At 70.0% G+C, this 10683-nt stretch carries 11 protein-coding genes; 8 read left to right on the top strand and 3 right to left on the bottom strand.

The annotated features are described in order from the left end of the window. Positions 1 to 153 precede the first annotated feature (153 nt). Positions 154 to 699, top strand: a complete 546-nt coding sequence (locus tag ADBZ5U_RS00520) for a hypothetical protein (RefSeq protein WP_526261245.1) — start codon at positions 154 to 156, stop codon at positions 697 to 699. 9 nt (positions 700 to 708) lie between these two features. On the opposite strand, the gene ADBZ5U_RS00515 is transcribed toward ADBZ5U_RS00520, so the two are convergent. Continuing rightward, the gene (locus ADBZ5U_RS00515) at positions 709 to 1977 is read right to left on the bottom strand and encodes a SatS C-terminal domain-containing protein (protein ID WP_526261243.1); all 1269 of its coding nucleotides are present in this window, start codon (positions 1975 to 1977) and stop codon (positions 709 to 711) included. Between the two features lie 33 nt (positions 1978 to 2010). On the opposite strand from ADBZ5U_RS00515, the gene upp reads away from it, so the two are divergent. The 3 genes from upp to galE are packed head-to-tail and all read left to right on the top strand — an operon-like array spanning position 2011 to position 4786. Further along, positions 2011 to 2634: a uracil phosphoribosyltransferase gene (gene upp / locus ADBZ5U_RS00510; RefSeq protein WP_526261241.1), complete on the top strand. Its 624-nt coding sequence runs from the start codon at positions 2011 to 2013 to the stop codon at positions 2632 to 2634. Between the two features lie 23 nt (positions 2635 to 2657). Continuing rightward, entirely contained in the window at positions 2658 to 3830 is a 1173-nt protein-coding gene (locus tag ADBZ5U_RS00505) for an amidohydrolase (protein ID WP_526261239.1), read from the top strand. Continuing rightward, the gene (gene galE, locus ADBZ5U_RS00500; protein ID WP_526261237.1) at positions 3827 to 4786 is read left to right on the top strand and encodes a UDP-glucose 4-epimerase GalE; all 960 of its coding nucleotides are present in this window, start codon (positions 3827 to 3829) and stop codon (positions 4784 to 4786) included. The genes ADBZ5U_RS00505 and galE overlap by 4 nt, the downstream gene beginning before the upstream one ends. A gap of 22 nt (positions 4787 to 4808) precedes the next feature. On the opposite strand, the gene ADBZ5U_RS00495 is transcribed toward galE, so the two are convergent. Next, positions 4809 to 5285, bottom strand: coding sequence for a gamma-glutamylcyclotransferase family protein (locus ADBZ5U_RS00495; protein WP_526261235.1), 477 nt, complete (start codon positions 5283 to 5285; stop codon positions 4809 to 4811). Positions 5286 to 5314: 29 nt separating this feature from the next. Here ADBZ5U_RS00495 and ADBZ5U_RS00490 point away from each other — a divergent pair, with 29 nt between their 5' ends. Genes ADBZ5U_RS00490 through ADBZ5U_RS00475 form a run of 4 tightly spaced genes read left to right on the top strand, consistent with a single transcriptional unit; the run spans position 5315 to position 9955 of the window. Continuing rightward, positions 5315 to 6733 carry an NAD(P)H-quinone dehydrogenase gene (locus ADBZ5U_RS00490; RefSeq protein WP_526261233.1) on the top strand — a complete coding sequence of 473 codons (1419 nt, stop codon included), beginning with the start codon at positions 5315 to 5317 and terminating at the stop codon, positions 6731 to 6733. Positions 6734 to 6770: 37 nt separating this feature from the next. Next, positions 6771 to 8516: a glycerol-3-phosphate dehydrogenase/oxidase gene (locus ADBZ5U_RS00485; RefSeq protein ID WP_526261231.1), complete on the top strand. Its 1746-nt coding sequence runs from the start codon at positions 6771 to 6773 to the stop codon at positions 8514 to 8516. A 10-nt stretch (positions 8517 to 8526) separates the two neighbouring features. Beyond that, positions 8527 to 9429, top strand: a complete 903-nt coding sequence (locus ADBZ5U_RS00480; protein WP_526261229.1) for a pseudouridine synthase — start codon at positions 8527 to 8529, stop codon at positions 9427 to 9429. After that, complete coding sequence (locus ADBZ5U_RS00475) at positions 9407 to 9955, top strand: DUF1269 domain-containing protein (RefSeq protein WP_526261227.1); 549 nt, start codon at positions 9407 to 9409, stop codon at positions 9953 to 9955. Before ADBZ5U_RS00480 ends, ADBZ5U_RS00475 begins: the two co-directional genes overlap by 23 nt. Here ADBZ5U_RS00475 and nei2 read toward each other — a convergent pair. After that, positions 9924 to 10682 carry an endonuclease VIII Nei2 gene (nei2, locus tag ADBZ5U_RS00470; protein ID WP_526261225.1) on the bottom strand — a complete coding sequence of 253 codons (759 nt, stop codon included), beginning with the start codon at positions 10680 to 10682 and terminating at the stop codon, positions 9924 to 9926. The genes ADBZ5U_RS00475 and nei2 overlap by 32 nt on opposite strands. Position 10683: the final 1 nt, after the last annotated feature.

Below are 10683 nucleotides of genomic sequence, written 5' to 3'. Positions count from 1 at the left end.
GCCGCCCGGCCAGCAGCAGCCGCCGCGCGCAGGCCACCCGCTCATCACGCTGAGCGGCCGCCATCGCACCCAGCAGCAGCGAATCATCGACACTATCGAACATGTGTTCGACAGTGTCACGAAGCACCGACATCTCCGACGGAAATTTGCCAGATGTCGACTGTTGTGCCTAAGTTCCTAGTGATTTCTCAGATATACCAAGGGATGGTTGTGGCTGATTACGCCCTGCAGGACGACGCTCGGGCGCTGACGCGCCAAGCTGCTGCCGACCAACTCGCCGAGCTTTTCAAGGGTGCTGCCGACAGGCTCGCGGCCACGGGCCTGTGGCCACAGCGGGTGCCCTACGGTCGGATGGGGCCGGTCAAGCGCCGGTCGCCGAAGGGCTTCGTGCTCAATCCGACCGCACCTCAACTGTTGCTGCCGGACGGCCGGCTTTGGACCTACCACACCCGGCGAAGCCCGGAAGGCATCTACTACGACGCCCGGGTGGACCACACCCGGTCGATGCACGGCCCCATCCCGCTGGGCGATGACCGGTTCAGCTTCCTGGGGGCGGTCGTCGACAAGTACAACTTCGGATACCGGCACAGCAGCGATGCCGACGGCTCTCCCGAAGTCGGTGCAATCGTCGGCAAGGGGGGGTTGCCGGAGTTCGTCGGTGCGGACGCGGCTTTCGCCGACATCATCGAAAAATTCTGAGCCGCAGCGTCATTCGCGCCGCAGACGCGACTCCACGAACGCCTCGAGTTCCTCCCACTCGGTGACGGCCTCGGCGGAGGACCCGGCCGGCCGGGGGGCGGTCTCGGGATGGAGCGCATAGTCGACCAGGCGGCCCAGCGCGGTGTCCTCGGCCAGCAGGCGGTCCACGGTCTCGTCCTCGGAGTAGTCGCCGACGTCGCGGACGAACTCCACGGCCAACGCCAGCTGATCCCGGTCGAGGGCATCGGGCCCGTCGGCGATGTCGTCGACCAGGCCATTGAGCACGTAAACGTTCTCGTCGGTGACATCCACGTGCAGCGAGCCGTCGGTCGCCGCGGTGCGGATGTCGTCGTAGGTGCTCAGGTCCGACAGGTCGTGGTCGTGCTCGTCGGCGAGGTAGCGGGCCAGGGCCCGCTCGGATCCGAACACGCTGATGCGGCCGTTGCGCCCCAGGAAGATCGGCCTGTCGTCGAAGTAGCAGCGCAACGTGTAAAGCGTGCCGGCGCTGGTCATCACCCGCACCGGGTCGATGCCCACCTGCTCCCAGAACCTGGCGTCCCCGCCCAGCACCAGCGGCCGGGCGGCGCGCTCAACGAACGCCTCGCCGTCGGCGTCGTCGGCTTCGTCGAACTCGCCGAGAGCAGCGGCGTCACCGCCGAGGTCGTCGTCGAGGTCCTCGTACGGCGCCTCCAGTTCGGCGGCCGCCTCGGCGGCGGCCCGCTGGTCGACCTCGGGGGTCCGGAGGATGTCGTCGACCGCCCCGACCACGTCGTCCCAGCTGCGGGCGAAGATCTCGCCGACGGCGCTCCAGCGTTTGCGCCCGGCCCGGCCGGCGAACTGCTCGACGCCGCCGGCCACCCAGCCCAGGTTCGGGTTGCCGTTGAAGAACCGCGACACCTTCGGCAGCTCGCACACCGAGCCGATGGAGGACACCACGGCCAGCGTGCCGGCCAGCGAGCCGACCGAGTCCTCGGTCGGCTTCCCGGCGAGCAGTTCCTGGGCGCCGATGAGGTCGATGTGGCGATCCTCGGCCGGCTGCAGCTTGTGGGCGTTGGCCTTGGTCAGCCGCTCCCAGGCCGGATGGTCGGCCAGATCGTTGTCGGGGTTGGTCCGGACGAAGGCTGCCAGGTCGGCGACCGACTCGAAGGCGTAGATGTCCTCGTCCTTGCCCAGGAAGCCCTCCCACTCGTCGCCGGAGTCGCGCCAGCGAGGTGCCCACAAGGTGTAGAGGTCACCCGCGGTGACGCCGAGTCGGATCGGTACTAGCTCTGCCGCCATGCCGGACAGCCTAACGACCTACAGTTTGTCCCCATGGATGTGCGTGTCGTCGACCACCCACTGGCCGCCGCCCGTCTGACCACGATGCGTGACGAACGCACCGGCAACGCGGGTTTCCGCACGGCCCTGCGCGACCTGACCCACATGCTGGTCTACGAGGCCACCCGCGACGCACCGCGCGAGGCCGTCAGCGTGCGCACCCCGCTGTCAGACACCGTCGGGACCCGGCTGGCCGATCCGCCGCTGCTGGTGCCGGTGCTGCGAGCCGGGTTGGGCATGGTGGACCAGGCCCACGCCCTGATCCCGGAGGCCAGGGTGGGCTTCGTCGGGATGGCCCGAAACGAGTCCAGTCACCATCCGGTGCCGTATCTGGAGTCGCTGCCCGCCGATCTGCGAACCCAACCCGTCATCGTGCTCGATCCGATGCTGGCCACCGGCGGGTCGATGGTCCACACCCTCGAACTGCTGCAGAACCGCGGTGCGGTGGACATCACCGTGATCTGCGTGGTGTGCGCCCCCGAAGGCATCGCGGCACTGGAGAAGGCGGCACCGCGGATCCGGCTCTTCACCGCCGCGATCGACGACGGCCTCAACGAGGACGCGTACATCGTGCCTGGTCTGGGTGACGCGGGGGACCGGCAGTTCGGGCCGCGCTAGACCAGGGGTGCGATACTGCCAGGATGCCACTGGCCGACACCGCTGAGTCGTGGCTCGCCGCCCACTACGACGATCTGGTCTCCTGGCGCCGCCATATCCATCGCCACCCCGAGTTGGGTCGCCAGGAGTTCGCCACCACGCAGTTCGTCGCCGACCGACTCGTCGAAGCCGGCCTGAATCCGAAGACCCTGCCCGGGGGGACGGGTCTGACCTGTGACTTCGGGCCCGAGCATGCGCCCCGGATCGCCCTGCGCGCCGACATGGACGCGCTGCCCATGGCGGAGCGCACCGGGGCGCCCTACGCGTCGACGGTGTCCGGGGTGGCCCACTCCTGCGGGCACGACGCGCACACCGCGATGCTGCTGGGCGCGGCCACCGCCCTGGCCGGGGCTGCGGAATTGCCGCTGGGCGTCCGGCTGATCTTCCAGCCCGCTGAGGAATTGATGCCCGGCGGCGCACTCGACGCCATCGCCGCCGGCGCCCTGTCCGGGGTGTCGCGGATCTTCGCGCTGCACTGCGACCCCCGGCTGGCGGTCGGCCGGGTGGCCATCACCGCCGGACCCATCACCTCTGCCGCCGACTCCATCGAGATCACCCTGCACTCTCCGGGCGGGCACACCTCCCGGCCGCACCTGACCTCCGACCTGGTGTACGGCATGGGAACCCTGATCACCGGGCTGCCCGGAGTGCTGTCCCGGCGGATCGACCCCCGGCACGGCACCGTGATGGTGTGGGGTGCGGCCAACGCCGGGGTGGCGGCCAACGCGATCCCGCAGATCGGCACCCTGGCCGGCACCGTGCGCACCGCCAGCCGCGAGACCTGGCTCGACATGGAAGCACTTGTCCACGAGACGGTTTCGGGCCTGCTCGCCCCGCTGGGCATCGAGCACTCGCTGCAATACCGCCGAGGTGTCCCGCCGGTGGTCAACGAGGAGCGGAGCACCCAGATCATGACCCACGCGATCGAGGCGTTGGGTCCGGAGGCGCTCGCCGACACCCGGCAGTCCGGCGGCGGCGAGGACTTCTCCTGGTACCTCGAGGACGTTCCGGGCGCGATGGCGCGTCTCGGCGTCTGGAGCGGTGCGGGGCCGGAACTGGATCTGCACCAGCCCAACTTCGACCTCGATGAGCGTGCCCTGGCCGTCGGGGTCCGGGTGCTGGTCAACATCGTCGAGCAGTCAGCGGACTTCGAGTGAAGCTGCTGCTGACCGGCGGGGCCGGTTACGTCGGCAGCGTATGCGCGAAGGTGCTCGTGGAGCAGGGCCATCAGGTGGTCGTCGTGGACGACCTGTCGACCGGCAACGCCGACGCGGTGCCGGCGGGGGCGGAGTTCCTCGACGGCGACATGGTCGCCGTCGCCCGTTGCGTGCTGCCCGGCGGATCCTTCGACGGCGTGCTGCACTTCGCGGCCAAGTCGCTGGTCGGGGAGTCGGTGGAGGTCCCGGAGAAGTACTGGTACGGCAACGTGGTGGCGACCCTGGACCTGCTCGAGGCGATGCGCGACGCCGGCACGCCGCGACTGGTGTTCTCCTCCACCGCGGCCACCTACGGCGAGCCGGAGTCGGTGCCCATCACCGAGGAGGCGCCCACCCGCCCGACCAACACCTACGGCGCCACCAAACTGGCCATCGACCATGCCATCACCTCCTACGCGAGCGCGCACGGGCTTGCCGCGACCAGCCTGCGTTACTTCAACGTGGCCGGCGCCTACGGGGGACTGGGCGAGCGGCATGCCGTCGAGACGCACCTGATCCCGCTGGTGTTGCAGGTGGCGGCGGGCCGGCGCGAGGAGATCCTGGTGTTCGGGACCGACTGGCCGACCCCGGACGGCACCGCGATCCGCGATTACATCCACATCCGGGACCTCGCCGACGCCCACCTCCTGGCCCTGCGGCAGGCTCAGCCCGCCGAGCACCGGATCTACAACCTGGGCAACGGGACCGGATTCAGCGTGCGCGAGGTGATCGACAGCTGCCGGCGGGTGACCGGACGGGACATCCGCTCCCGGGATGCCGAACGGCGGGCCGGGGATCCGGCCGTGCTGATCGCCTCCAGCGAGAAGGCGATGAGGGAGCTGGACTGGCGTCCGCGGTACGCCGGGATCGACCAGATCGTCTCAGACGCTTGGGATTTCGCCCGCAGCGTTCGCTAGCTGCCGCAACGAGTCAGACCCGCTAGCCGGGGCCGGGACCGATGTTGCGGGCCGGACGGGTGCGTATGTGCTGCACATATTCCGGCGGCGCGCCGGCGACCTCCGCGGCGTCGGCCATCACCCCGAGGTAGCGTGCCGACGGCAGCCCGCCCTCCCAGGCGTCCACCACGTAGAGCCATGCCAGCACCGGATCGGTTGTGGTGTCGGAGGATTCGCGTGCTATCCGGCATCGGATCTTCTTGTGCAGGCCCAGTTCAGAGCCCTCCCACCGGTCCATGATCGCCTCGTCGGCGGGGGTGACGTCGTAGAGGACGACGAAGACGCTGGAGGCGACGTCCTCGACCAGGGTGGCCAGCGCCCCCTCCCAGCCGATGTCCTCCCCGGCGAAGGTCAGCCGCCAGCCGTGCAGCCACCCGGTTCCCGCCATCGGGGAGTGCGGCGCCCGCTGCAGCATCTGCTCGGGATCCATGTTGGACCCGTAGGCGGCGTAGATCGGCACGATTGAAGCTTAGAAGCTACCTTTGCCTGGTGACCACGCGGATCGTCATCATCGGCGGGGGCCCGGCCGGATACGAGGCCGCCCTGGTGGCCTCAGCCCGCGGCAGCGAGGTCACCGTGGTGGACTCCGACGGGATCGGCGGGGCATGCGTGCTCTACGACTGTGTGCCGTCCAAGACCCTGATCGCCTCCAGCGGCGTGCGCACCGAACTGCGGCGAGCCTCCGGACTGGGCTTCGACATCGGCATCGACGACGCCAAGATCTCGCTGCCGCAGATCAACAACCGGGTCAAGACCCTGGCCCGCTCCCAGTCCGCCGACATCGGCGCCCAGTTGCTCGACCAGAACGTCGCCGTGGTCGTCGGCCGCGCGAGACTGACCGACGACCTGCCCGGCATGGCCCGCCACCGGGTCCAGGTCAGCTGCCCCGACGGGCGGCAACAGGTCTTGGACGCCGACGTGGTGCTCATCGCCACCGGCGCCACCCCCCGGGTGCTGCCCGGCGCGGTGCCCGACGGCGAGCGGATCCTGGACTGGCGGCAGCTGTACGACCTCACCGAACTGCCCGAGCATCTGGTGATCGTCGGCTCCGGCGTGACGGGAGCGGAGTTCTGCAACGCCTACACCGAACTCGGCGTCGCAGTCACCGTGGTGGCGAGCCGCGACCAGATCCTGCCGCACGAGGACAGCGACGCGGCGGCGGTGCTCGAGGAGGTGTTCGCCGAACGCGGTGTGACGCTGGTGAAGAACGCCCGTGCGGAGTCGGTGGTGTGCACCGCCCCCGGGGCGGGTCCGGGGGTGCGGGTCACCATGGCCGACGGCCGCATCGTGGAGGGCAGCCACGCGCTGATGACCGTGGGCTCGGTTCCCAACACCTCCGATCTGGGTCTGGACCGGGTCGGCATCGAGCTCGTTCCCGGCGGTTACATCCAGGTGGACCGGGTGTCGCGGACGACGGCCGCCGGCATCTACGCCGCCGGCGACTGCACCGGCCTGATGCCGCTGGCCTCGGTGGCGGCCATGCAGGGCCGGATCGCGATGTACCACGCGCTGGGCGAGGGTGTGGCGCCGATCCGGTTGCGCACCGTCGCCTCGGCCACTTTCACCCGGCCCGAGATCGCCGCCGTCGGGGTGCCGCAGACCGCCATCGACAGCGGCGCGGTCCCGGCCCGCACCCTGATGCACCCGCTGACCGGCAACGCCAGGGCCAAGATGTCGCTGCTGCGCCGGGGATTCGTCAAGATCTTCTGCCGGCCCGCCACCGGCGTGGTGATCGGGGGCGTCGTGGTGGCCCCGATCGCCTCGGAGCTGATCCTCCCGATCGCCCTGGCCGTGCAGAACCGCATCTCGGTCACCGATCTGGCTCAGACCCTGTCGGTCTACCCGTCGCTGTCCGGTTCGGTGGTGGAGGCGGCGCGAAGGCTGATGGCCCACGACGATCTCGACTAGCCTGTCCGGTACCCGTCAGCAACCCCCAGGAGGGGCATTGAACGACCCGATCCTCCGACCGGGCAGCGGTCAGTCGTTTCTCGGACCCGAGCAGCGCGCCGAAGCCTGGCAACGGCTGGGCAGCGAGCAGTTCGACGTGGTGGTGATCGGCGGCGGGGTGGTCGGGGCCGGCGCGGCGCTCGACGCCGCCACCCGCGGCCTGAGCGTCGCGCTCGTCGAGGCCCGCGACTTCGCCTCGGGAACCTCGAGCCGCAGCTCCAAGATGTTCCACGGGGGTCTGCGCTACCTGGAGCAGTTGGAGTTCGGACTGGTCCGGGAGGCGCTGCACGAGCGGGAGTTGTCGCTGACCAATCTGGCGCCGCACCTGGTCAAGCCGCTGCCCTTCCTGTTCCCGTTGACCCGCCGGGTGTGGGAGCGGCCCTACGTCGCAGCCGGGATCTTCCTCTACGATCAGCTCGGCGGCTCCAAATCCGTTCCGGCCCAACAGCATCTGACCAAATCCATGGCGCTGCGCCTGGCGCCGGGTCTCAAGCGCAACTCGCTCATCGGCGGGATCCGCTACTACGACACCGTCGTCGACGACGCCCGGCACACCATGACGGTGGCCCGCACGGCCGCGCACTACGGAGCGGTCGTGCGCAACTCGACCCAGGTGGTGGCGTTGCTCACCGAGGGCGACCGGGTGACCGGGGTCACGGTCCGCGACTCGGAGAACGGCCGACTCGCCGATGTGCGTGGGCATGTCGTCATCAACGCCACCGGGGTGTGGACCGACGAGATCCAGGCACTGTCCCGCCAGCGCGGCCGGTTCCGGGTGCGGGCGTCCAAGGGCGTGCACATCGTCGTCCCGCGGGACCGGATCGTCAGCGAGGTGGCGATCATCCTGCGCACCGAGAAGTCGGTGCTGTTCGTCATCCCGTGGGGCACGCACTGGATCATCGGCACCACCGACACCGACTGGAACCTGGATCTGGCCCACCCGGCGGCCACCAAGGTCGACATCGACTACATCCTCGACCACGTCAACAAGGTGCTGGTGACCCCGTTGACCCACAACGACATCGACGGTGTCTACGCCGGGTTGCGGCCACTGCTGGCGGGGGAGAGCGAGGAGACCTCCAAACTCTCCCGGGAGCATGCGGTGGCCTCGCCGACCCCGGGTCTGGTCGCGATCGCGGGCGGCAAGTACACCACCTACCGGGTGATGGGCGCCGACGCCGTCGACGCCGCGGCGGGATTCGTTCCCTGCCGGGTGGCCCCGTCGGTCACCGAGAAGGTGCCACTGCTCGGCGCGGACGGCTATTTCGCGCTGATCAACCAGACCGACAGCGTGGGCGCGCAGTACGGTCTGCACCCCTACCGGGTCCGTCACCTGCTGGACCGCTACGGCTCCCTGATCGGGGAGGTGCTCGGCATGGCCGAGGGTCGCCCGGACCTGCTGGAGCCCATCAGGGCCGCGCCGAACTACCTCCGGCTGGAGGCGCTCTACGGCGCGGCCGCCGAGGGCGCGCTGCACCTGGAGGACATCCTCACCCGCCGGATGCGGATCTCCATCGAGTACCCGCACCGGGGTGTGGACTGCGCCTACGAGGTCGCCGAGATCGTCGCTCCCGTGCTGGGCTGGACCCAGGACGACATCGACCGGGAGGTGGACACCTACGTCGCCCGGGTGGAGGCCGAGGTCCGATCACAGACCCAGCCCGACGACGCCGCCGCCGACGCGCTGCGGGCGACGGCGCCCGAGGCGCGGGCGGAGATCCTCGAACCGGTTCCGCTGACCTGACGGCCCCCTGATGCTTCCGGTGCGCGACGGGCTGGGGCCGGCCCGGTTGCGCTTGCAGGGCGGGAATGTGGCCGACGAGTTCGGCCGGCGGTTCGGTCCCGACGCGCGGGCCAAGGTGCTCGCCGGTGAGGTGGTGGACGCCCGCGGCAACGCCACCGACGCCTCGACCGTTCTGCCGGCTGGAGCGGTGGTGTACCTGTACCGCGATCTTCCCGACGAGGTCGAGGTGCCCTTCGGCATCCCGATTCTGCACCGCGGGGAGAACATCGTGGTGGTGGACAAGCCGCACTTCCTGGCCACCACGCCGCGCGGGAGTCACGTCGCCCAGACCGCACTGGTGCGCCTGCGCCGCGAGTTGGACCTGCCCGAACTGAGTCCGGCGCATCGGCTGGACCGGCTCACCGCCGGGGTGCTGCTGTTCACCACCCGCCGGGAGGTCCGGGGCGCGTATCAGACGTTGTTCGCCCGCGGGGAGGTGTCCAAGACGTATCTGGCGCGGTCGTCTTCACAGCCGGGTCTGGCTGCGCCCCAGGTGATCTCGAACCGGATCGTCAAGCGTCGCGGTGTGCTGCAGGCCGCCGTCGAGCCCGGGGAGCCGAACGCCGAGACCCTGGTCGAGCCCCTCGGTGACCGGCTCTACCGGTTGACGCCGCGCACCGGGCGGACCCATCAGTTGCGGGTGCACATGGCCGGCCTCGGCCTGCCGATCGACAACGACCCGCTCTATCCGGATGTCGTCGACGTCGACCCGCGCGACTTCTCCCGTCCGCTGCAACTGGTGGCGCACCGCCTGGGATTCGCCGATCCCATCACCGGTGAGTCGTTGGAATTCACCGGCATCCGCACCCTGGGCCCGCTGCCCGTGCGCCAACCGGCGCTAGGGTTGAGACATGCCGGGCACAAACGGGGATGACGACCACGAACTGGTTCTCATCGCGGGATACCGCGACCTGGAGGCCGCCGAGACGGACTTCAACGAGGTCGAGCGCAGGCTCAAACACGGACTGGAGATGCGGGCCACCGCCCTGGTGAAGAAGAACGCCGAGGGCCTCCCCGAGGTCGTCGAGGCGGCCAACCGGCACGGACGGACCGCGGTCGGGGTCGGCGCCGGCCTCGGGGCGATCTTCGGGCTGTTCGCCCCGCCTCTGGGCCTGTCGCTGCTCGTCGGCGCGGCCGCCGGCGGCCTGCTGGCCGCCTTCGGCGAACACGAGTTGCGCACCCACCTCCAGCACGAGGTCGGCGAGGCGCTGGAAACCGGCACCGCCGTGGTCCTCTCGGTGGTCTACCCGCACGGACGCGAGCCCATGGAGTTGACGCTGGGTAACGCCGGCGGGTTCCGCGAGTTGCGGCTCGACAGGAGCACGGTCAACGAGATCGAGGGGACCGTCGCCGAGTTGATGGCCACGATCAGGTCTGGCACGACGGACACCAGTAGCTGACCCGCTCGGCATCCCGCTGACCAGCCCGGTCGATCGCGGTTCCGCATCGGCGGCACGGCTGCCCGCCGCGTCCGTACACCCACAGCTGATGCCCCGGCCGGGTGTTCCCAGTGGTGGTGCGCGACCACCGTAATCTGTTGGCCCACAACATTTCCCGGGCGCGAACCGCGACGCGGTGCGGGTCGGTCAAGGTGCCGGCCGGACTGGTCGGAAGCCGGCCGAACAGGAAACACAGCTCGTTGCAGTAGACATTGCCGACCCCCGCCATGACCCGCTGGTCGAGCAGTGCGGCGGCGATGGGCCGGTCGGGGTCGGCGACGAGGTTGGCCGCGGCGCGGCCGGCATCCCAGTCCGGTCCCAGTAGATCCGGGCCGAGGTGGGCGACGCTGTCCATGTCGTGTTGCCGGTCCAGGACTTCCAGCACACCCAGGTCGATCCCGGCGGCGGTGGTGTCGCCCGCCCGCAACAGGATCCGGATCTTGTGGGCCGGCACCCTCTTCGGGGCGATCCGCCAACTGCCGTCCATCTTCAGATGCGAATGGATGCTGGCCGGGCCGACCCGGATGAACAGGTGCTTGCCGCGGGAGAGCACCTCGTCGACCGGCTGTCCGGTCAGATCGACTTCCGCGTAGCGGGGAACCCGGATATCGCATCCGGTCAGCGTCTTGGCGACCAGAGCCTCCCGCAGCTTCGCGGCGGTCCGGAAGACGGTGTCCCCCTCGGGCACC

Source organism: Mycobacterium sp., assembly GCF_040398885.1.
Classification (GTDB): domain Bacteria; phylum Actinomycetota; class Actinomycetes; order Mycobacteriales; family Mycobacteriaceae; genus Mycobacterium.
This window is presented reverse-complemented; position numbering and strand designations above follow the sequence as displayed.